The sequence below is a fragment of the Streptomyces sp. BK022 genome (genome assembly GCF_004217355.1).
Taxonomy (GTDB): Bacteria; Actinomycetota; Actinomycetes; order Streptomycetales; family Streptomycetaceae; genus Streptomyces; species Streptomyces griseoluteus.
In genome coordinates this window covers 921806-942623 of the sequence record NZ_SHKU01000002.1, presented here as the reverse complement: position 1 = coordinate 942623, position 20818 = coordinate 921806, and the positions used below count along the sequence as shown (strand labels likewise).

Here is a 20818-nt window from a genome sequence, read left to right as displayed (position 1 = left end):
CGCCGCGGACCGTGAACCGCCGGAGATCATCCGGCGGTTCACGGTCTCGCCGCGCCGGCCTTCACCTGCCTTTCGTGCCGTTCGGCGGGTGTGCCGGGGTTACTTCGAGGACTTCAGACCGAGGTTGACGAAGTCGTACATGCCGCTGTAGCCGTTCGACGTGTAGATGTTCGCGACGCGGTCCGAGCGCCAGTTGATGAACTTCTCGAAGACGAAGGGCAGGTAGTAACCGCCCTCCATCACCTTGTGGTTGATCTCAGTGGCGATCTTGGCCTTGCCGGCCTCGTCCAGCGTCTTGACGTAGTCGCCGAAGAGACCGTCGATCTTCTTGTCCTTGATGAGGGCGTAGTTGTTGTTGCCGCTCTCGAGGATGTACTTGCTGTTCCACAGCGGGAGGCCGTAGCCCTGCACGGACGGGAAGTCCGGGCCCCAGCCCATGATGATGATGCCGTAGTTCTTCTTCTTGACGTTCGACGGGCTGCCGATGATGCCGGCGATCTGCGAACCGTCGTACTGGTCGATCTGGGCGTTGATGCCGACCTTCTTCAGCGCCGCCTGCATCGACTGAGCGGTGGCCACCTCGACCGGCTTGTTGTTGCGCACCGCGATGGTGGTGCTGAAGCCGTTCGGCTTGCCGCAGGCCTTCAGCTCTTCCTTGGCCTTGGCGACGTTGCCGGTCTTGTTGGCACCGGCGATCTCGTACGGGTCGTACTTCTGGCCCTCGGCGCCGGGGACCGACGGCGGGAGCATGTTGGTGCCGATGTCGCCGCCGGCGACCGGGCCGCCACGGGCGGTCTGCAGCGAGACGTGGTCGGACCCGTAGATCACGGCCTTGCGGCAGTGCTCGTTGTCGAACGGCTTCACGCTCTGCGGGAAGGTGGCGTAGCGGACGTAGCCGGAGACCGGGTTGTCCAGGTTGCCCTTGTGCTGCTTGAGGGCGACCGTGCGGCCCTGGGGCGACATGCCGGTCTGGGCCAGGTCGATGTCCAGGTCGCCGTTGATCAGACGCTGGTCCAGGTCATTGGCGTTGGAGAAGAACTTGATCGTGATCGCGTCCGGGTACGCCTTGCGGACGGGGTCCGAGGACGCCTTCCAGTTGGTGTTGCGGACCAGCTTGAGGTCCTTGCCGGGGGCGTAGGAGGCGAACTTGTACGGGCCCGAGGAGAACGGGTGCAGACCGTACTTGGACTTGGTGTCCTTGTCCTGGCGGACCGGGGAACCCGAGGTCAGCGCCAGCATCTCCTCGAAGTCCGAGTTGGCCTGCGGGAGGTGGAAGACGATGGTCTTGTCGTCCGGGGTCTCGATGGCCTTCAGGCCCAGGTGGTCCTTGGCCTTGTCCTTGTAGGGGCCCTTGTACTCACCCTTGGGGTCCAGGACCTCCTTCAGGTAGGTCGGACCGCCGGACAGCACGTCCTGCGCCCACACACGCTCGATGCCGTACTTGACGTCCTTCGAGGTGATCGCCTTGCCGTCCTCCCACGTCACACCGTCACGCAGGGTGTACGTGTAGGTCTTGCCGTCGTCGGTCACCTTGGCGGCGGCGGTGGCGAGGTCCGGGGTGATCTCGGCGCCCTTGGCACCCGGCTCGGTCTTGTTCGTGACGAGCTGGCGGCTGTAGTAGCGGGAGAAGTTCCACATGAAGCCGTAGTAGCCACGGGTGGTGTCCCACGAGTCGGCGTCCTGGGCGGACCCGAAGCGCAGGGTGCCGCCCTTCTTGGCCTCGGAGGCCTGGGCCACCTTGTTGTTGGCCGCGTCGAAGCCGGCGGCACCGTTCTTCGAACCGCCGTCGTCGCCGCCGCCGCACGCGGCCGTGGTCAGCAGTGCGGCGACCACGGCGGCAGCGGCAGCGGTCCGCTTGGCCCGCCCTGAGGTGCGCTGGGTAGTCACGATCTCGGTTCCTCCGGAATTGATGAGAGACCCCGTGCTGGTTCCACGGGTCGCTTGGGGGTACGGCATGGTCAGCGGGAAGCCTTGGGGTCCAGGGCATCCCGGACGCCGTCGCCGAACAGGTTGAAGGCAAGAACGGTGATGAAGATCGCCACGCCGGGGACCACCATGTACATGGGGTCCGAGTCGTAGTAGTCGATCGCGTTCGAGAGCATCTGTCCCCAGGAGGCGGTGGGCGGCTTGACGCCCACGCCCAGGAAGCTCAGGGCCGCCTCGGTGAGGATGTTGGTCGGGATCATCATCGTGGAGTAGACGATGATCGGCGCGACCAGGTTGGGCAGCAGCTCCTTGAACAGGATGTAGAACCGTCCGGCGCCCAGCGAGCGGGCCGCGTCGACGTACTCGCGCTCACGCAGCGAGAGCGTCTGGCCGCGCACCACGCGGCCGATGTAGGGCCAGCCGAAGAAGCCGATGACCAGGATCATCACGAAGACGCGCACGGCCGAGCCGCTGAGGCCCAGCATGCTGTTGGGCATCACGGAGACGAGCGCGATGATGAACAGCAGCTGCGGGAAGGCGAGCAGACCGTCCATCACCCGGCTGATCACCGAGTCGACCCAGCCGCCGAAGAACCCGGCGAGGATGCCGAGCACGGTGCCGAGGGCGACGGCCACCACGGCCGACAGGAAGCCGACGAGGAGCGAGATCTGCGCGCCGTAGAGGATGCGGGCCATGATGTCGCGGCCGTTGACCGGCTCGACGCCCAGCAGGTGATCGCCGCTCATGCCGCCCAGGGACCCCTTGGGGGTGCCGAACAGCGGGTCGATCAGGCTCTCGTGGTACGCGTCCGGGTCCTGCCCGAGCAGCGAGGTGAGCACGGGCGCCAGCAGGGCGATCACGATGAGCAGGACGACCACGGTGCCGCCGGCCAGGGCGAGCCTGTCCCGCTTCAGCCGCTCCCAGGCGATGCGCCCCAGCGAACGTCCCTGGACGTCCTTCGCCTTGGCGCTCGCCACCTCCGCTTCCTCGTGCGCGTTCGGGGCCGCGTCAGCGGTCGGCTCGTGCAATGGTGCCGTCATTCTGACAGGGACCCCTCTCAACCGGCCTGAGCCGGCCCACACTTGCCGCGCGAGCGGCTTCGAAGACTGTCGTACACGGGGGCGAACACCCCTGGACCGGGAGTCTTCAACGGCTGGGCGATCCGTTTCCAGACTTGACGATGAATGGATGCCTAAACGTGATGCAACCTGGCACGTTCCGATATCCGAACGACGGGTAACAGCGGTAGGACACAGGTGAATTCGGGACGACCGCGAGCAAAGACCGTCATTCGCAGCCATGTACGGCTGAACACGTCCTAATGGCGGGGGAGTTCACACCGCCGCAACACCGGACCTCCACGTGACCTACCCGGAACAGGGCGTGACGAACACTCGGTCCACACAGATCTTCCGGATCACCTCACCGCCCCTCCGGCGCCCGCACGCGGGCATGCGGAAATGCCGGAGGACCCCATGAATTCAGGGATTCCGGAACACGGAATTACCAGGAAAAGGCAAAGAGCGGAGCGGAAAGAAAAAGCGCGCTAGTACGCCCCGCCCACCGGCGCGACCGCCCCGTGGGCCTCGCGGTCGTAGAACGGGCGGGAGTTGGCGCGCATCCAGAGGACGACGGGGTCGAAGTCGTCGGCCATGGCGACCGTGGAGACCGGCAGGCCCTCGGGGACCGCGCCGACCGACTGCTGCATCATCGCGCGCACGGAGTCGACCGCGGCCGGCGTCGACTCGTACACGTCGAGACCGAGGGCGAGGTAGGGGGCGCCGAGAGCGGGCTGGACCCAGGCGCGGCGCAGGGAGCGCAGGGCCGGCGTGCGGTGGGCGTTCTGCGCGAGCAGGGCGTAGAACTGCGGTACCTCGATGGCCGGTTCGGACAGCCGCAGCGGGCCGGCCGGCTGGCGGTCCAGGCCCGTGGCGATGCGGCGCAGGTCCAGCCAGGGGATGCCGACGCCGCCGCCGGGGGCGTGCGGGTTGAGCCAGAGGCCGTAGTGCTCCGGGTAGAGGGTGCGGGCGACGTCGAGGCTGTCGACCACCTCGTAGGACCGGCTCCAGCCGCTGGCGGAGAGTTCCTGCGCCGAGGTCACGCAGGGGGCGTAGCCGAAGCCGCCGACCTCCATGTTCGCGTACTGCGCGTCCGGGGAGCCGGCCTGGCCCTGCCACAGCAGCATCCAGATCTGGCCGGACGAAGGGGTGGCGAGGGCGCGGAGCAGTGCCTCGTAGGCGTCGTAGCGTCCGGGAGTGACCTGGCGCAGCATGTGCTCGACGCTGCCGCTTGGGCTCGCGCTCACCTGTCCTACCGCCCCTTCATTGCAAGTTCCCCGCGTGTGGGGACAGCTTAAGCGCCCACCGGCGCGGGCCCCGCGAGCCCTGATGCCTCAGTTGCCGAACTGGTAGAAGGGGCGCACGTTCGTCCTCAGCCAGTCGGCCACCGGGTCCTGGGTGGCGTCCAGGAGGACGAGGTTGACGGGCCAGGGGGCCGGGGCGCGGCCGAGTGCCTTGCCGAGGGCGTCCAGCGGCAGCGCCCGCGCGTCGCCCTCCCAGTGGGCGAGTTCGACGCCGACGAAGAGCACCGGGTCGGCCGTCTCGATGACGGCGAGGCAGCGCCGGGCGCTGACCACCACCCCGGTCGCGGCGAACTCGGCGGAGGCGGCGGCCAGGAAGTCCACCGGGTCCTCCTGCCAGTCGGGCTCGAAGAGCCGCACCCGGCCACCGGAGGCGGGACCGTCCAACGGGGAGCCCCCGGCCCGGCACAGCGCGGCCACCGCGTCGGGCGGCAGCGGGAGTCCGACCACGCCGCCGGGGTTGATGACGACGCCCGCCTGCGGCGGCAGACCGCGCGCGAACTCCACGGCGGGGGCGACGGTGTGCGGGAGGTGTCCGCCGGGCGACTGCCGGAACTGCTCCTCGGAGCTGAACACCGGGACGTACACCTGGCCGTCGATCTCGACGGTGGGCAGGTCCAGCGGACCGCTGTGCGGACCGCCGCCGTTGGGCAGGGGTATCCAGACGAAGCTTCGGGCCAGCACCTCGATGACGCGGGCGCCGGCCGCGGGTATGCCGAGGGCGGCGGAGAGGACCTCCTCCAGTTCGTTGCCGGGCCAGCCGCCGTGCGGGTGGGGGTGTGCCTGTGCCGGGAAGTCCGCGGGAAGGTCCGCCGGGAAGTCCATGTGCCTACCGCCTGCTGGGAGTCATGCTGTGGTGCAGAAGGCTATCCGGTGCGCGTGCGGGCGCTCACCTGGCGAACTCGATCCGCGTCAGGCCGTCCGCCGAGGCGCGGTCCAGCAGGACGACCGAGCCGCAGCCGGCGGGGCTCTCGCCGCGCTCGACGGCGTCCAGCAGGCGGGCGGTGGTGCCGCGGTGGCGGTGGAAGGCGTACCGCGAGACGCCCCGGCCGCGCTCGCGCTGGCCGTGCCGGGCGGTGTCGGCGGACACGTCGAGCAGGATCAGGTGCAGGGTGCCGCCTCTGCGGCGCGCCTCGCGGGAGAGCCAGGCGCGCACCCAGGGCTGGGTGCCGCAGTCGTGCACCACGACGCCCTCGCCCGAGGCCAGCTCGCGGCGCAGCCCGGCGTAGTGGGCGAGGCGGACCAGCGGGCGGTAGAACGCGTAGGGCAGTGCGGCGGGGAGCCGGGCGGCCCAGCGGTCGCGGGCGTCCTGGGAATCGACGCGGCGGCCGGGGACCGTGCGGCGCATCAGGGTCGACTTGCCGCTGCCGGGCAGCCCGGTGACGACGACGAGGTCGCGGGGGTCGAAGCGGAGGGTGCGGGGGCCGCCGGGGCGGTCGCGCAGGTCGCGGACGGCCGGCGCGGGGCGGCCCGCCCGCTGCCGGGCGCCCGCGCAAGGCCGCTGCCGCACCGGGATGCCGGTGGTCGTGGCGTACACCGTGGACCTGTTCACCGTGATCGTCCCTCCCCCAGTGGGCTCAGGTCATCCCCTGCCCAACTCATGTAAAGAGAAGGTAATGCGCGCGGTCGCCGTGCGGGTCCCGGATCGGCCACAGGCATGTCACAGCCGGTGGCCCCTTCAGGGCCGGGCGCCGCCGTGCGATGATGTGCCCGCCAACTGCATACCGGCCGTTTGAATCCGCGCGGGAGAGTCCCCATCCGGGGCGCCGAAGGAGCAAGTCCCTCCCTTGAATCTCTCAGGCACCGTTACCGCGCGGGCGAGGCACATCTGAAAAGCGGGCCGCTGTCGAAAGCGACCCCACCCAAGGTGCAAGCCAGTGACCGTGCGGGTCATGGCGAACCTCTCAGGTTCCGATGACAGATGGGGAGGAACGTTCCTCGCCCCATCCCCCGTTGCCCTGGGAGACGACCGATGAGTAGCACAGACCCCAACGCCCCGCGCCATACCGCGCTCGACGCCGTGCACCGCTCGCTCGGCGCGACGATGACCGACTTCGCCGGCTGGGACATGCCCCTGCGCTACGGCTCCGAGCGTGACGAGCACCAGGCGGTGCGCACCCGGGCCGGGCTGTTCGACCTCTCGCACATGGGTGAGATCACGGTGACCGGCCCCGGCGCCGCCGCCCTGCTGAACTACGCCCTCGTCGGCGACCTCGCCTCGGTCGGCGTGGGCCGCGCCCGCTACACCATGATCTGCCGCGCCGACGGCGGCATCCTGGACGACCTGATCGTCTACCGGCTCGCCGAGCACGAGTACATGGTCGTGGCCAACGCCTCCAACGCCCAGGTCGTCCTGGACGCGCTGACCGAGCGCGCGGCCGGCTTCGACGCCGAGGTCCGCGACGACCGCGACGCCTACGCGCTGCTCGCCGTCCAGGGCCCGGAGTCCCCCGGCATCCTCAAGGCCGTCACCGACGCCGACCTCGACGGCCTGAAGTACTACGCCGGGCTGCCCGGCACGGTCGCGGGCGTCCCCGCGCTGATCGCCCGTACCGGCTACACCGGCGAGGACGGCTTCGAGCTGTTCGTACGGCCCGAGCACGCCGTCCGCCTCTGGGAGGCGCTGCTGGAGGCCGGCTCCGCCGCCGGTCTGGTGCCGTGCGGGCTGTCCTGCCGGGACACCCTGCGCCTGGAGGCGGGCATGCCGCTGTACGGGCACGAGCTGACCACCGGGCTGACCCCCTTCGACGCCGGTCTCGGCCGCGTGGTGAAGTTCGGCAAGGAGGGCGACTTCGTCGGCCGCGAGGCGCTGGCGAAGGCCGCCGAGCGTGCCGAGGCCCAGCCGCCCCGCGTGCTGGTCGGCCTCGTCGCCGAGGGCCGCCGGGTGCCGCGCGCCGGGTACGCCGTCGTCGCGGACGGCGAGGTGATCGGCGAGGTCACCTCCGGTGCCCCCTCCCCCACCCTCGGCAAGCCGCTGGCCATCGCCTACGTCGACGCCGCGCACGCCGCCCCCGGCAGCACCGGTGTGGGCGTGGACATCCGGGGCAGCCACGAGCCGTACGAGGTCGTGGCGCTGCCCTTCTACAAGCGCGCCAAGTAGACACTGGCCCCGGGTCCGGCCGGTCCCCGGCGTGACCCTGCGCACATTCACCCGCTCTTCAGCGGTTCGAGCCCTTTTCGCCCGACCAGCACGTCCTCGCGTACAGGAGAATTCAGGTCATGAGCAACCCGCAGCAGTTGAGCTACAGCAAGGAGCACGAGTGGCTGTCGGCCGCCGAGGGCGGCGCGTCGACGGTCGGCATCACCGAGCACGCGGCCAACGCGCTCGGCGATGTGGTCTTCGTGCAGCTTCCCGAGGTCGGCGCCGAGGTCACCGCGGGCGAGTCCTGCGGCGAGCTGGAGTCCACCAAGTCGGTCTCCGAGCTGTACTCCCCCGTCTCCGGTGAGATCACCGAGATCAACCAGGACGTCGTGGACGACCCGTCGCTGGTGAACTCCGAGCCCTTCGAGGGCGGCTGGCTGTTCAAGGTGCGCGTCGCGGAGCAGCCCGCCGACCTGCTGACCGCCGACGAGTACACCGCCTACATCGCAGGCTGAGGAGCCGGAAGCCGTATGACTGACGTCCTGAACACGCCCCTGCACGAGCTGGACCCGGAGATCGCCGCCGCGGTCGACGCCGAGCTGCGCCGCCAGCAGTCGACCCTGGAGATGATCGCCTCCGAGAACTTCGCACCGCTCGCGGTGATGGAGGCGCAGGGGTCGGTCCTGACCAACAAGTACGCCGAGGGCTACCCGGGCCGCCGCTACTACGGCGGCTGCGAGCACGTCGACGTGGCCGAGCAGATCGCCATCGACCGGGTGAAGGAGCTGTTCGGCGCCGAGTACGCCAACGTCCAGCCGCACTCGGGCGCCTCCGCCAACCAGGCGGCGCTGTTCGCGCTGGCCCAGCCCGGTGACACCATCCTCGGGCTCGACCTCGCGCACGGCGGCCACCTCACCCACGGGATGCGGCTGAACTTCTCCGGCAAGCAGTTCAACGTGGTCGCGTACCACGTGGACGGCGAGACCGGCCTGGTCGACATGGCCGAGGTCGAGCGGCTGGCCAAGGAGCACCGCCCCAAGGTGATCATCGCGGGCTGGTCGGCCTACCCCCGGCAGCTCGACTTCGCCGAGTTCCGGCGGATCGCGGACGAGGCCGGCGCCTACCTGTGGGTGGACATGGCGCACTTCGCCGGTCTGGTCGCGGCGGGGCTGCACCCGAACCCGGTCGAGTACGCGGACGTGGTGACCTCCACCACGCACAAGACGCTCGGCGGCCCGCGCGGCGGCATCATCCTGGCCAAGAAGGACTTCGCCAAGAAGCTGAACTCCTCGGTCTTCCCCGGTTTCCAGGGCGGTCCGCTGGAGCACGTGATCGCCGCCAAGGCGGTCTCCTTCAAGGTCGCGGCCTCGGCGGACTTCGCGGAGCGCCAGCGTCGTACCGTGGAGGGTGCCCGCATCCTCGCCGAGCGGCTGACCGCGCCGGACGCCCGTGAGGCGGGGGTGAACGTGCTCTCCGGCGGCACGGACGTCCACCTGATCCTGGTGGACCTGCGTGAGTCGGAGCTGGACGGGCAGCAGGCCGAGGACCGGCTCCACGAGGTCGGCATCACGGTCAACCGCAACGCGGTCCCGAACGACCCGCGGCCGCCGATGGTCACCTCGGGCCTGCGGATCGGCACGCCCGCCCTCGCCACCCGGGGCTTCACCGCCGAGGACTTCGCCGAGGTCGCGGACGTGCTCGCCGAGACGCTGAAGCCGTCTTACGACGCCGAGGCGCTCGCCGCCCGTGTGCGGGTGCTGGCGGACAAGCACCCGCTGTATCCGGCGCTGGGCGAGTAGTACCCCGTATGTGTTACCCGGGTGCCCCGCCCACTGCCGGTGGGCGGGGCACCCGTGCTGTGTCCGCATCACCTTTTTGTACCTGTACGTATTGAGGAGTCACCGTGGCCGTCTCGGTCTTCGACCTGTTCTCGATCGGCATCGGCCCGTCCAGCTCCCACACGGTCGGTCCGATGCGGGCGGCGCGCATGTTCGCCCGCCGGCTGCGCAACGAGGGCCTGCTGGACCCCGTCGCCGCCGTCCGCTGCGAGCTGTACGGCTCGCTCGGCGCCACCGGCCACGGCCACGGCACCCCCAAGGCGGTGCTGCTGGGCCTGGAGGGCGCCTCCCCGCGCACGGTGGACGTGGAGGGCGCCGACGCCCGAGTCGAGGCGATCCGCGAGGCGGGCCGGCTCCGCCTGCTCGGCGAGCACGAGATCGCCTTCTCCTTCGACGACGACCTGGTCCTGCACCGCCGCGAGACCCTGCCCTACCACGCCAACGGCATGACGCTCTGGGCGTACGACGCCTCGGGCGAGGAGCTGCTGACCAAGACGTACTACTCGGTCGGCGGCGGCTTCGTCGTGGACGAGGAGGCGGTCGGCGCGGACCGGATCAAGCTGGACGACACGGTGCTGAAGTACCCGTTCCGCACCGGTGACGAGCTGCTGCGGCTCACCAAGGAGACCGGGCTGTCGATCTCCGCGCTGATGCTGGAGAACGAGCGGGCGTGGCGTACCGAGGAGGAGATCCGCGCCGGCCTGCTGGAGATCTGGCGGGTGATGCGCGAGTGCGTGGCCCGCGGCATGTCCCGCGAGGGCATCCTGCCGGGCGGTCTGAAGGTGCGCCGCCGCGCCGCCGTCTCCGCCCGCCAGCTCCGCGCCGAGGGCAACGCGCTCGCGCACGCCATGGAGTGGATCACCCTCTACGCGATGGCGGTGAACGAGGAGAACGCGGCGGGCGGCCGGGTGGTCACCGCGCCCACCAACGGCGCGGCCGGCATCATCCCGGCGGTGCTGCACTACTACATGGACTTCGTGCCCGGCGCGGACGAGGAGGGCGTGGTCCGCTTCCTGCTCGCGGCCGGCGCGATCGGCATGCTCTTCAAGGAGAACGCCTCCATCTCCGGCGCCGAGGTCGGCTGCCAGGGCGAGGTGGGCTCCGCGTGCTCCATGGCGGCGGGCGCGCTCGCCGAGGTGCTCGGCGGCTCCCCCGAGCAGGTGGAGAACGCGGCCGAGATCGGCATGGAGCACAACCTGGGCCTGACCTGCGACCCCGTCGGCGGCCTCGTCCAGATCCCGTGCATCGAGCGCAACGGCATGGCCTCGGTGAAGGCGGTCACCGCCGCGAAGATGGCGATGCGCGGCGACGGCTCCCACAAGGTCTCCCTCGACAAGGTCATCAAGACCATGAAGGAGACGGGCGCGGACATGTCCGTCAAGTACAAGGAGACGGCGCGGGGCGGGCTCGCGGTGAACATCATCGAGTGTTAGAGGCATCGCGGCCGGGAGCGGGGCGGGGCCGAGACGGGGTCCGCCCCGCCCCGTCAGCGTGTGCTCGGATGTATTAAATCGACCCCCTGAGGGCATCCAGCGGGTACCATTCGATACATGAGTGCTGCGCGGAACCCCCGCCTTGAGCAACGGCTGACCGGCCTCTCCCCCACTTTCACGACAGCGCAAGCACGTGAGGCCCTGCTCTCCCCTCGCGATCTAGCGCACTTGGTCGCGGAAGGGGATATAGACGAACTGTCCCGCGGGGTGTACCGGCGGGCGGACGCCCCGGAGACCGCGCACGCCGATCTGCTGGCCGTGTGCGCACGCGCCCCTCGCGCCGTCGTGTGCGGCGAGTCCGCCCTGGCGCTGCACGAGCTGATCGACGACATCCCCGCAGCAGTCCACATCGCCGTGCCGCGCGGTACACGCCGCCCCACGATCTCCTACCCCCCGACCGTGGTGGCGCAGTACGCCCCGAAGACCTTCGCCCTCGGCGTCGAACGGTTCGAGGCAGCCCCGGGAGAGACCGTCCCCGTCTACGACGCGGCCCGCAGCGTCGTGGACGCGATGCGCCACCGCAGCCGCACCGGCGAGACCCTCGCCCTGTCCGCGCTCGGCCGCTACCTGCGCCGGAGCGGACGCAGCGGGGTCGGCGAACTCCAGCACATCGCGCGCGAGCTGGGCGCCCTCTCCGTCATCCGCCCCGCTGTTGAGGCGGTGCTCGCCTGATGGCCAACCCCACCCGCGACACCACCGCCGGTCGCATCTACAACGACCTGCGCAACCTGGCCCGCCGCAACGGCAGGTCGACGGACGAGGTCATGGTCGAGTACGTCCTCGAACGGTTTCTCTACCGCCTGGCCCTGTCACCCCTGGGCCGCGAACACTTCGTACTCAAGGACGGCCTGTTGCTCGCCCAGTTCGGCGCACGTCGCACGACCCGCGACATCGACATCCTCGGCCGCTCGTTCCCAGGCGACGAAACCGAGATCATGCGGAGGATCACGGACATCGCCGCCACCGAGATCGACGACGGCGTCATGTTCGATCCCACGACACTCACAACGGTCCCCATACGCGAGGAGGACGAGTATCACGGCCTGCGCCTGTCCATGGCCGCCTCCATCGCCCGAGCGCGACTGAGGCTCCAGCTGGATGTCAGCTTCGGGGATCCCGTCACTCCCGGTCCGCGAATGATCGACTATCCACAGCAGCTCTCGACGGAGAGCTTCCAGATCCTCGGCTACCCACTCGCCACCGTCATCGCCGAGAAACTCTCCACCGCCGTCTCACTCGGCGACCTCAACACCCGCGACCGCGACTACGGCGACCTGTACCGCCTGATCACCCTCAACGACCTCGACGGCGAAGAACTCACCACGGCGCTGACCGCAACCGCCGCACACCGCGGCATCGCTCTGAAGCCCCTCAGCACCACCATCACCGACCTCGGCGAGCGCCGCCAGGCCTCCTACACCGCCTGGCGCCGCAGACAAGGCCCCGCCGCGACCGGCTACCCCGAACGCTTCACCGACGTCGTCCGGCAGGTCACCGTCTTCGGGGACAAGCTCCTCAACGGCGAGGCCGTCACGCTCACATGGAGTGCAGCGACCCTTACGTGGTCGTGAACCAGGCATGACCGGAGAGCCGAGGCGGCGCAACCTGAAAGCGGGGCGGGGCTGAATACTAAGGATCATGCGTACCGACTTCGATCCCTCGGCCATGGCCCCGCACGCGTTCTACCGGCTGCTCACCTCGGTGGTGGTGCCACGGCCGATCGCGTGGGTCTCCACGGTCTCCAAGGACCATCCGGACCGGCCGAACCTCGCGCCCCACTCGTTCTTCTCGGTCTCCTGCGTGAATCCGCCGATCGTGCAGTTCACCTCGGTGACCCGCAAGGACTCGCTGCGGAACGTGGAGGAGACCGGGCAGTTCGTGGTCAACCTGGCGCCGGAGGGGCTGTTCAGGGAGATCAACGACACCGGGACGGACTTCCCGTCCGACGTCAGCGAGTTCGGGGCGGTGGGGCTGGAGCCCGAGCCCTCGCTGCGGGTGAAGCCGCCGCGGGTCGCGGCCTCGCCGGCGGCGCTGGAGTGCGAGCTGCACAGTCTGCTGACGCTGGGCGACTCCACGGTGGTGTTCGGCCGGGTGGTCCACGCGGTGGTCAGCGAGGAGGCGCTCGCCGAGGACGGGCTGCCGGACATCGAGCGGCTGCGCCCGATGTCCCGGCTGGGCCGCGACGAGTGGGGCACGCTCGGCAAGGTGCTGGAGAAGCCCCGCATCCGCTGGCGCGACTGGCAGCAGGGCGAGCGAAGCTGAGTCCTCGCGAGGGCATTTCTGCCGCGTACGCGGCTTTTGCCGGGTTAACCTCGCGCGCATGCACGCGATCACTGTGACCGGACCCGGCGGCCCCGAGAAGCTGGACTGGACCGAGGTCCCCGACCCGGTGCCGGGCCCCGGCGAGGTGCTGGTCGACGTGGCGGCGGCCGGGGTGAACCGCGCCGACATCATGCAGCGCCAGGGCGCCTACGACCCGCCGCCCGGCGCCTCCCCCTACCTCGGCCTGGAGTGCTCCGGCACCGTCTCCGCGCTCGGCCCCGGGGTCTCCGGCTGGTCGGTCGGCGACGAGGTGTGCGCGCTGCTCACGGGCGGCGGATACGCCGAGAAGGTCGTCGTACCGGCCGGCCAGCTGCTCCCCGTGCCCCACGGGGTCGGCCTGGTGCAGGCCGCCGCGCTGCCCGAGGTGGTGTGCACGGTGTGGTCCAACGTGTTCATGGTGGCGCACCTGCGCCCCGGCGAGGTGCTGCTCGTGCAGGGCGGCTCCGGGGGCATCGGGACCATGGCGATCCAGCTGGCCGGGTCGATCGGGGCGCGGGTCGCCGTGACGGCCGGGTCGCGGGAGAAGCTGGACTTCTGCGCGGAGCTGGGCGCGGAGATCCTGATCGACTACCACACCCAGGACTTCGTCACCGAGCTCAGGCGGGCCACCGACGGCGCGGGCGCCGACGTCATCCTGGACAACATGGGCGGTGGCGACTACCTCGACCGCAACGTCCAGGCGCTGGCCACCAACGGCCGCCTGGTCATCATCGGTCTTCAGGGCGGCACCACGGGCGAGCTGGACATCGGCGCCCTGCTGGCCAAGGAGGGCGCGGTGATGGCGACCTCGCTGCGGGCCCGGCCGCCGCGGGAGAAGGCCGAGATCGTCGCCGGGGTGCGCGAGCACGTCTGGCCGCTGATCGAGGCGGGGCGGGTCCGCCCGGTGATCGACCGCGAGCTGCCGATGTCCGACGCCGCCGACGGGCACCGCGCGATGGACGGCGGCCACATCGGCAAGGTATTGCTCGTCGCGCCGCGGCAGCGGTGACGGGGGTAGTCTCGAAACAGCACCCGAATACTCACCTTTTGTGAAGGGGCTGCTGATGTCGACCGTTCTGTGCGTACTCTATCCCGACCCGCAGGCGGGATATCCGCCGGTATACGCGCGGGACGAAATCCCGGAAATCGGCTGGAATGTCAATGGCCGTCCGGCGCCCGCACCCCAGGGTCCACTCGGATTCAAACCGGGCGAACTGGTCGGGTGCGTATCGGGCGAACTCGGACTGCGCGGCTATCTGGAGAAGAACGGCCACCGGTTCATCGTCACCAGCGACAAGGACGGCGAGCAGACCGAGTTCGACAGGTACCTGCCCGAGGCCGAGGTCGTCATCTCGCAGCCGTTCTGGCCGGCGTATCTGACGAAGGAGCGCCTGGCGAAGGCGGCCAAGCTGAAGCTGGCGCTCACCGCGGGGATCGGCTCGGACCACGTCGACCTGGAGGCGGCGGCGCGGGCGGGGGTCACCGTCGCCGAGGTCACCGGCTCCAACAGCGTCAGCGTGGCCGAGCACACGGTCATGATGATCCTGGCCCAGGTCCGCAACTACCTTCCCTCGCACGGCATATCCGTGAACGGCGTCTGGAACGTCGCGGACTGCGTGGAGCGCGGCTACGACATCGAGGGCATGAAGTACGGGGCGGTCGGGGCGGGCCGCATCGGGCTGGCCGTGCTGCGACGGCTCAAGCCCTTCGGACTGGAGCTGCACTACCACCAGCGGCATCGGCTCGCTCCGGAGACCGAGAGGGAACTGGGCCTTGTGTTCCACCCGGAATTGGAGTCGCTGATCAGCGACATCGACATTCTGAGCCTGCAATTGCCGCTTTACCCGTCCACCAAGAACATGCTGAACGCGAAGACTTTCGGCATGATGAAACGCGGCACGTACGTCATCAATTGCGGACGGGCCCAGCTGGTCGACCGGGACGCGGTCATGGAGGCTCTGCATTCCGGCCATATCGCGGGATACGCGGGAGACGTCTGGTATCCGCAGCCGGCGCCGGTCAACCATCCGTGGCGCACGATGCCGTTCAACGGAATGACGCCCCACATCTCCGGGACGACGCTTTCCGCACAGGCCCGCTATGCCGCCGGAACGCTCGACATCCTCCAGTGCTATTTCGAGGGGCGGCCCATCTGCGAGGAGTATCTCGTCATCGACGCGGGAAATCTCGCCGGGGTCGGAGCCCAGTCGTACGAACTGAAGTGAGGGTCACCGGGCGCGCTCAGCCGCCGCTGTCCAGCCCCCACGCCTCGGCCAGCAGCGAGAACGACCGGGCGCGGTGGGCGGCGTCGTGGGTGTAGGTCGTGATGATGAGTTCGTCGGCGTCCAGGTCCGCTACCAGCGCCTCCAGCTCGTCGACGACCGTCTTCGGGGAGCCCACCGCGCGCACCTGCTGGAAGTCGTCCACGAACCGGGCGACCTCGGGGCCGATGACGGTCTCCAGGTCCCGGACCGGGGGCCGCAGCGGGCCGCGCCGGCCGGTGTAGATGCCGGCGGCCATCTGCTGGGCGGTGGTGAACAGGTAGTGCGCCTCCTCGTCGGTGGGAGCGACGAGGACGTTGACGCCGACCATGGCGTACGGCCGCGGGATCTCGGCGGTGGGGAACTCGGTCGAGAAGCGCGAGCGGTACAGCTTCAGCGCCTCGTGCCGCATCTGCGGGGCGAAGTGCGACGCGAAGGCGTACGGCAGCCCGAGGTAGGCGGCGACGGCCGCGCCGTCGAGGCTGGAGCCCAGCATCCACAGCGGGACCTCGGTACCCTCACCCGGCACCGCTCTCACCTCGGGTCCCTCACCGTCGCGGGAGCTGAGGTAGCGGTGCAGGTCGACGACGTCCTGGACGAACGTGTCGGTGGCCGCGACGCCCCGGCGCAGCGCGGCGGCCGTCGTCGGGTCGGTGCCCGGCGCGCGGCCGAGGCCGAGGTCGATGCGGGCGCCGTACATCTCGGCGAGGGTGCCGTAGTACTCCGCGACCATCAGCGGGCTGTGGTTGGGCAGCATCACGCCGCCCGAGCCCAGCCGGATGCGCTCGCTGTGCTCGGCGGCACGGCCGATGAGCAGGGCGGTCGCGGAGGAGGCGAAGGTGACGACGTTGTGGTGCTCGGCGTACCAGTACCGGTTGTAGCCGAGCCCGTCCGCGAGCCGTACCAGCTCGACGGACTGGTCGAGCGCGGTGGTCATGTCGGTGCCCGAGGCCACCGGTACGAGGTCGAGGATCGACAGCGGAACGCGCTGGGTAGTCATGTCGGCGCCACAATCATCGGGAGCGGAGTGCCTCCCTGCGAACGTTTCACAGGCGGGACCGGCCCGCAATCAGAGCCCGGCCCCGACGGTGCCCTACGGGAGGACCGGCGCGCCCGGCGCACGGCGGGGAGGGCCGGGCCCGCGGACGGACTCACGGTGGGGGAAACTCACAGGCGTCCGGTGCGGTGTGCCCGGGCATGGTGTCTGTAGTTCCAACTCCCCCTGTTTTTCCGTCCCGCAGCGGTGGTGATGTCCTCGCCGGGACGGGTTCGCCTGCCAGGAGAAAGCATGTCTCTGAGCCTTCGGTTCGCGGTCCGCAGTGACAAAGGGCTGGTCCGGGAAGTCAATGAGGACTCGGTGTACGCGGCGCCGCACCTGCTGGTGGTGGCGGACGGCATGGGCGGGCACGCCGCGGGCGAGGTGGCCAGTTCGGTGGTGATCTCGCACATGGCCGAGCTGGGGCCGGAGCGGACGCGGGCGGAGCCCATGGAGGCGCTGCGCGGGGCGATACTCGCCGGGAACCGGGCCATCGCCGACGCGGTGCGGACCTCGCCGGAGCTGGAGGGCATGGGGACCACGCTCACGGCGGTCCTGATGGAGGCCGACAGCGACCAGTTCGTCGTGGCCAACGTCGGGGACTCCCGTACGTATCTGATGCGCGCCGGGGAGCTGGTGCTGCTGACCCGTGACGACTCCCTGGTGCAGACGCTGCTGGACGACGGCCGGATCACCCCCGCCGAGGCGCTGGCGCATCCGCAGCGGGCCATGGTGACGAAGGCGCTGGTGGGCGGGGAGTCGCTCAGCCCCACGCTGTTCCGCCTGGAGACCCTGCCCGACGACCGCTTCCTGCTCTGCTCCGACGGCCTCTCCGACCTCGTCCCGGAGGCCCAGCTCGCCGACGCGCTCGGCCTGTCCTCCCGGGAGGAGGCCGCCGACCGGCTGGTGGAGCTGGCCCTCGGGGCGGGCGGCAGGGACAACATCTCCGTCGTGGTGGCCGACGTCGTCCAGGGCGGAGCCCCCGCCACCCCGGTCGTCTCCCGCGCGCCCCTCCAGGCCCCCCACCGCGACAGGCGCGCGGTGTACGCGGTGGCCGCCGCCGCCCTGGCCGCCGGCTTCGTGGCGTACGTGCTCAGGCCCCGCTAGCGAGCCGCTCCAGCTCGGTCAGCACCAGTTCCGCGTGCCGGCCGGGATCGGGGACGGGGTGGACCAGCGCCCGCACGGCGCCGGTGCGGTCCAGGACGACCCCCGCCCGCTCGAACAGCGCGCGGCCCTCGGCCCGTACCTCGGGCACGCCCAGCGCACGGCCGAGCAGGAGGTCCTCGTCCCCGATCAGGGGGTAGCCGAGGGCACGTCCGGCGGCGAACTCCGCGAGGTGACCGGGGGCGTGCGCGCTTGCCCCGAGCACGCGGGCGCCTGCGCGGGCGAACCTCGCCGACGCGTCCCGCGCGGAGCACAACCCCGTGGTACAGCCGCCGAGTTCGGGCACGCGATCGCCGATGCCGGGCTCGGTGACGAAGAACAGCACGGTCCACTCGTGCTCCGGGGACGGCACGGGGAGCGGGCCCTCGGATGTCATCACGGTGCGCTGCACGAAGGTTCCTCCATCAGGGTCGAACGCGCCCGGAGCGGGATGTTCCGAGCGGCGGCGGCGGGGGCACAAGACCTTCATGCTCCATGGCATCGACGTCAGCGCGTATCAGTCCTCGTCGTACGAGACCGACGGACTCTCGTTCGCCTTCATCAAGGCGACGGAGGGCCGTTCGTACGTCAACTCGAGACTCGCGGCCCAGACGAAGACGGCGCGGGACGCTGGTCTGGTCACGGGCTTCTACCACTTCCTGTGGCCGGGCAACCTCACCGACCAGGCCGAGTACTTCCTCAGCCACGCCCCCGACCGGCCGGGCGACATCCTGGCCGTCGACTGGGAGGTGACCGGTGACGGCACGCACGCGAGCAACGCGGAGAAGGACAGCTTCATCCGCAAGCTGCGCGGTCTGCGGCCCGACAACCGGGTGGTGCTGTACACCAACCGGGACTACTGGCTGAACATCGACACCACGTCGTACGCGGGCGACGGGCTGTGGATCGCCGATTACGTGAGCGCCGGCAAGCCCCGGATCAAGGCGGACTGGAAGTTCCACCAGTACACCTCGGAACCGCACGACAAGAACGTGGCGGACTTCTCCAGCAAGGCCGCGCTCAGGGAGTGGGCGACCGGGAGGTGACGCCAGGGGTGTCCGCGCGGCGCGGACACCCCTGCCGGGTACGTCACTTGTTCAGGTAGGCCCAGAACTCGTCGAACGTCAGCACCTTGTCGCCGTTGATGTCGCGGGTCTTGATGACCACCTCGGCGACCGTCTCGGTGACGTTGAAGTCGCCCTGCTGGGCGAGCGCGGACTTGAACTCGGCCGCGGTGATGAACCCGTCGCCGTCCGCGTCGATCCGCTGGAACTGCTTGCGTGCTTCCTCGATGTCCGCCACCGATCCGCCCCTCTGTGCTCGTGACTCTCATACCGTGTCGGCGTACTGCCGCTGGTCAGATTAACGCTCCCACCACCGGCGGTTCCCCCCGGACCGAGAGGCGGGCTCGATGGAGACGTTGCCGGAACTGCTCGACGCGGTGGCGCGCGACCGGTTCCTTCCCCCGGACGGCACGGTGGCCGTCCTCCCCCAGCTCTGCCAACGGGACGCCGGAGTACTGGCGTTCACCGCGCACACCCTCGTCCTCACCGACGAGGACCCCGCCTGGGTGCGCGCGGCCCTGGCGGCCGTGGAGTGCGATCCCCTCGCCGCTCCCCTGCACCCCGGCTTCCTGACCGCCCTCATGGACCGCACCGGCCGCACCGCGGAGACCGTCGACGCGCTCTGGGTCGGCACTCCCCTGCCGGGTGCGCCCGCACTGGCGCTGCGGGAGATCGCGGACACCGGGCACCCCCGGGTGGTCCGCGCGCGCCGGCGCCGGGACTCGGTGCGCGTGTGGGCGGCCGGCGGCGGGCTGCTGGTGACCGGGCGCGGGGTGGGTGGCCGGCGGGAAGTGGCGCTGGAGGTGGAGGGCGGGGGCGCCGGGCTGGGGCGGGCACTGGCCCTCGCCGCACGCCAGTTGGCCGACGAGCCGGTGTGGGCACAGGTTTCGCCGGGGAACGCCCGCAGCGCGCGGGCGTTCCTGGCGGCCGGCTACCGGCCCGTCGGTGCCGAGCTGCTGCTCAGTGCCAGGGCCGGTAGTACGGGTTGCTCTGGCAGTTGCTCATGATCTCGGTCTTGGTCGCCCTGTCCACCGGGCAGACACCGATGACGTACTGGCGCTGGATGCCGCCGGGGAAGGCGACCTCGACCTGGTCGGCCCACTTGTGGGTGTCGCCGATGGTCTTGTTGACGTCCACCCCGCCGGGGGCGTCGATGTAGTAGTTGTAGCCCGACTTGTACCAGGTCTTGTACAGGTCGTGGTCGTAGGTCGTGGAGACGTACGGCGAGGGTTGGTTGACGAGGACGTAACGCTCCACGTCGTACTGCCCGTTCACCGTGTCCTTGGGCAGGAAGCCCTCCTCGAAGACGACGGCCGGGCCACGGCTGTCGCTGCGGTAGAGGGTGCCGCAGCCGGTGCGCCACACCGGGTCCGGGGTGATCCGGTCGACGTCCACCCGGCGGTCGGCGGCGGCCTGCACCTTGTCCTCGAACTGCGGACAGGAGGGCGCGGCGGCGCGGGTCTTCAGCTCCGCGGGAGCGGCGGCGGGCGTGGCGGCCGTGGTGACGAGGACGGCGCCGAGGGAGAGGGCGGCAGCGGTGACGCTGCGCCGCAGACGAGTTGCGATCATGCCCCGCACGATGGCGCTCCGGCCGGGGCGGGTGGTGGACCCTCACCCCATCGGGGGCGTGTCCGCCCGCCTCAAGTCAGCTGGTCCTAGCGGTCGGAGACCCGCATCTCGAACCACGTGGTCTTGCCCCGGGGCAGCAGGTCGACGCCCCAGCGGTCCGCGAGCTTGTCGACGAGGAACAGTCCCCGCCCGCTGATGTCCGTCTCCTGCACCGGCATCAGGCAGGGCAGCCCCCGCGAGGGGTCGCGCACCTCGACGCGCACCCAGCCGCGCCGGCGGCGCATCCGCAGTCCGAACACGCGGGCGCCGGTGTGACGTACGGCGTTGCCCACGAGTTCGGAGACGAGTAAGACCGCGTCCTCGGTCAGCTTGGGGGTCAGTGCCCAGTGCCGGAGGATGACGATCTGGGCGAGTCTGCGCGCGGTGGCGGCGGACTCGGGGCGCGAGGGGAGCGGCACCTCCGCCTCCGCGGGGTTGCCGAACAGTTCGAGCGCTCTGAGCCCTTGTTCGTCCTCGACCGCGGGCGACCAACGCGCCGCGGCAGCACGGCTGTGTCCCCGTGGCTGATCGATGCCATCCAGCCCCGCCATGGACCCATGATGGCCGTCGCAGCGGGCCTCCGGGGCCGATCCGGAGGAATACGCCCCCCGTGCGCCCCCGGTCTGCTCCAGTCCCTCGGCATATGCCAGTGGCAGGTCGGGGTCGGCGGTGACCCGGTCGACCTGCGGCGACGGCTCGGTTCCGGG

22 protein-coding genes and 1 riboswitch are annotated in these 20818 nt (G+C 70.4%); of the genes, 12 read left to right on the top strand and 10 right to left on the bottom strand.

The annotated features are described in order from the left end of the window. Positions 1 to 99 precede the first annotated feature (99 nt). The 5 genes from EV284_RS10395 to EV284_RS10375 all read right to left on the bottom strand — a co-directional run bounded on the left by EV284_RS10395 (position 100) and on the right by EV284_RS10375 (position 5837). Positions 100 to 1887 carry an ABC transporter substrate-binding protein gene (locus EV284_RS10395; RefSeq protein WP_130332536.1) on the bottom strand — a complete coding sequence of 596 codons (1788 nt, stop codon included), beginning with the start codon at positions 1885 to 1887 and terminating at the stop codon, positions 100 to 102. Positions 1888 to 1958: 71 nt separating this feature from the next. Beyond that, positions 1959 to 2966, bottom strand: coding sequence for an ABC transporter permease (locus EV284_RS10390; protein ID WP_130332534.1), 1008 nt, complete (start codon positions 2964 to 2966; stop codon positions 1959 to 1961). Between the two features lie 506 nt (positions 2967 to 3472). Next, the gene (locus tag EV284_RS10385) at positions 3473 to 4231 is read right to left on the bottom strand and encodes an enhanced serine sensitivity protein SseB C-terminal domain-containing protein (protein WP_130332532.1); all 759 of its coding nucleotides are present in this window, start codon (positions 4229 to 4231) and stop codon (positions 3473 to 3475) included. Between the two features lie 87 nt (positions 4232 to 4318). Continuing rightward, the gene (locus tag EV284_RS10380; RefSeq protein ID WP_130332530.1) at positions 4319 to 5110 is read right to left on the bottom strand and encodes an enhanced serine sensitivity protein SseB; all 792 of its coding nucleotides are present in this window, start codon (positions 5108 to 5110) and stop codon (positions 4319 to 4321) included. A gap of 64 nt (positions 5111 to 5174) precedes the next feature. Beyond that, a complete protein-coding gene (locus EV284_RS10375; protein WP_130332528.1) occupies positions 5175 to 5837 on the bottom strand; it encodes an AAA family ATPase in 663 nt (220 codons plus the stop codon). Positions 5838 to 6018: 181 nt separating this feature from the next. Further along, positions 6019 to 6107: riboswitch (glycine riboswitch) on the top strand. 150 nt (positions 6108 to 6257) lie between these two features. Here EV284_RS10375 and gcvT point away from each other — a divergent pair. The 9 genes from gcvT (at position 6258) to EV284_RS10330 (ending at position 15224) form a co-directional block, all read left to right on the top strand. Further along, positions 6258 to 7385, top strand: a complete 1128-nt coding sequence (gene gcvT / locus EV284_RS10370) for a glycine cleavage system aminomethyltransferase GcvT (protein ID WP_130332526.1) — start codon at positions 6258 to 6260, stop codon at positions 7383 to 7385. 119 nt (positions 7386 to 7504) lie between these two features. Continuing rightward, on the top strand, positions 7505 to 7882 hold the full coding sequence (gene gcvH, locus EV284_RS10365; RefSeq protein ID WP_130332524.1) for a glycine cleavage system protein GcvH: 378 nt from the start codon (positions 7505 to 7507) through the stop codon (positions 7880 to 7882). Between the two features lie 15 nt (positions 7883 to 7897). Beyond that, positions 7898 to 9166 (top strand): serine hydroxymethyltransferase, encoded by a 1269-nt coding sequence (glyA, locus tag EV284_RS10360; protein WP_130332522.1) that lies wholly within the window; start codon positions 7898 to 7900, stop codon positions 9164 to 9166. Positions 9167 to 9270: 104 nt separating this feature from the next. Next, positions 9271 to 10638 carry an L-serine ammonia-lyase gene (locus EV284_RS10355; protein WP_130332520.1) on the top strand — a complete coding sequence of 456 codons (1368 nt, stop codon included), beginning with the start codon at positions 9271 to 9273 and terminating at the stop codon, positions 10636 to 10638. A gap of 117 nt (positions 10639 to 10755) precedes the next feature. Beyond that, the gene (locus EV284_RS10350) at positions 10756 to 11370 is read left to right on the top strand and encodes a type IV toxin-antitoxin system AbiEi family antitoxin domain-containing protein (RefSeq protein WP_130332518.1); all 615 of its coding nucleotides are present in this window, start codon (positions 10756 to 10758) and stop codon (positions 11368 to 11370) included. Further along, positions 11370 to 12269 (top strand): nucleotidyl transferase AbiEii/AbiGii toxin family protein, encoded by a 900-nt coding sequence (locus tag EV284_RS10345; RefSeq protein ID WP_130332516.1) that lies wholly within the window; start codon positions 11370 to 11372, stop codon positions 12267 to 12269. The genes EV284_RS10350 and EV284_RS10345 overlap by 1 nt, the downstream gene beginning before the upstream one ends. Positions 12270 to 12336: 67 nt before the next feature. Then, complete coding sequence (locus EV284_RS10340; RefSeq protein ID WP_130332514.1) at positions 12337 to 12960, top strand: flavin reductase family protein; 624 nt, start codon at positions 12337 to 12339, stop codon at positions 12958 to 12960. 58 nt (positions 12961 to 13018) lie between these two features. Then, entirely contained in the window at positions 13019 to 14008 is a 990-nt protein-coding gene (locus tag EV284_RS10335) for an NAD(P)H-quinone oxidoreductase (protein ID WP_130332512.1), read from the top strand. A gap of 55 nt (positions 14009 to 14063) precedes the next feature. Further along, positions 14064 to 15224, top strand: a complete 1161-nt coding sequence (locus EV284_RS10330; RefSeq protein ID WP_130332510.1) for an NAD-dependent formate dehydrogenase — start codon at positions 14064 to 14066, stop codon at positions 15222 to 15224. 16 nt (positions 15225 to 15240) lie between these two features. Here the strand turns inward: EV284_RS10330 and EV284_RS10325 are convergent, their stop codons facing one another. Beyond that, positions 15241 to 16260 carry an LLM class flavin-dependent oxidoreductase gene (locus EV284_RS10325; protein WP_130332508.1) on the bottom strand — a complete coding sequence of 340 codons (1020 nt, stop codon included), beginning with the start codon at positions 16258 to 16260 and terminating at the stop codon, positions 15241 to 15243. A 288-nt stretch (positions 16261 to 16548) separates the two neighbouring features. On the opposite strand from EV284_RS10325, the gene EV284_RS10320 reads away from it, so the two are divergent. Further along, positions 16549 to 17403, top strand: a complete 855-nt coding sequence (locus EV284_RS10320; RefSeq protein ID WP_165425497.1) for a PP2C family serine/threonine-protein phosphatase — start codon at positions 16549 to 16551, stop codon at positions 17401 to 17403. Here EV284_RS10320 and EV284_RS10315 read toward each other — a convergent pair. Continuing rightward, positions 17390 to 17851: a redoxin domain-containing protein gene (locus tag EV284_RS10315; RefSeq protein WP_165425496.1), complete on the bottom strand. Its 462-nt coding sequence runs from the start codon at positions 17849 to 17851 to the stop codon at positions 17390 to 17392. The genes EV284_RS10320 and EV284_RS10315 overlap by 14 nt on opposite strands. A gap of 76 nt (positions 17852 to 17927) precedes the next feature. Here EV284_RS10315 and EV284_RS10310 point away from each other — a divergent pair, with 76 nt between their 5' ends. After that, complete coding sequence (locus EV284_RS10310; protein WP_130332501.1) at positions 17928 to 18485, top strand: GH25 family lysozyme; 558 nt, start codon at positions 17928 to 17930, stop codon at positions 18483 to 18485. A 43-nt stretch (positions 18486 to 18528) separates the two neighbouring features. On the opposite strand, the gene EV284_RS10305 is transcribed toward EV284_RS10310, so the two are convergent. After that, positions 18529 to 18741 carry an EF-hand domain-containing protein gene (locus EV284_RS10305; RefSeq protein WP_130332499.1) on the bottom strand — a complete coding sequence of 71 codons (213 nt, stop codon included), beginning with the start codon at positions 18739 to 18741 and terminating at the stop codon, positions 18529 to 18531. A gap of 109 nt (positions 18742 to 18850) precedes the next feature. On the opposite strand from EV284_RS10305, the gene EV284_RS10300 reads away from it, so the two are divergent. Beyond that, complete coding sequence (locus EV284_RS10300) at positions 18851 to 19510, top strand: GNAT family N-acetyltransferase (RefSeq protein WP_130332497.1); 660 nt, start codon at positions 18851 to 18853, stop codon at positions 19508 to 19510. Here EV284_RS10300 and EV284_RS10295 read toward each other — a convergent pair. Further along, positions 19464 to 20072, bottom strand: coding sequence for an ADP-ribosyltransferase (locus tag EV284_RS10295; RefSeq protein ID WP_130332495.1), 609 nt, complete (start codon positions 20070 to 20072; stop codon positions 19464 to 19466). The two genes, EV284_RS10300 and EV284_RS10295, sit on opposite strands and share 47 nt — an antisense overlap. Positions 20073 to 20158: 86 nt before the next feature. Next, on the bottom strand, positions 20159 to 20662 hold the full coding sequence (locus EV284_RS10290) for an ATP-binding protein (protein ID WP_130332493.1): 504 nt from the start codon (positions 20660 to 20662) through the stop codon (positions 20159 to 20161). Positions 20663 to 20818: the final 156 nt, after the last annotated feature.